1 protein-coding gene is annotated in these 244 nt (G+C 65.2%); it reads left to right on the plus strand.

The genetic code is table 11. The annotated features are described in order from the left end of the window. The coding region (locus AAEZ09_RS28980) for a permuted SH3 domain-containing protein (RefSeq protein WP_502947624.1) at positions 1–244 on the plus strand (244 nt) is incomplete at both ends.

Here is a 244-nt window from a genome sequence, read left to right on the forward strand (position 1 = left end):
GCTCAGGCCAGCTTGACCGATGGCGACAATACGCCGGTTCTGCTGATTCCCAGCGAGGCCGTGATTCGCACCGGCCGCCGTACCCTGGTCATGCTGGCTGAGCCCGGCGGACGTTATCGCCCGGTCGAAGTCGAAACGGGGCGCGAGAACGACAGCCAGACCGCAGTTCTTCGTGGCCTGGAGGAAGGCCAGCAGGTGGTCGCGTCCGGGCAATTCCTGCTGGATTCGGAAGCCAACCTGCGTG

This window comes from Pseudomonas sp. 65/3-MNA-CIBAN-0223 (assembly GCF_040310425.1).
Classification (GTDB): domain Bacteria; phylum Pseudomonadota; class Gammaproteobacteria; order Pseudomonadales; family Pseudomonadaceae; genus Aquipseudomonas; species Aquipseudomonas gregormendelii.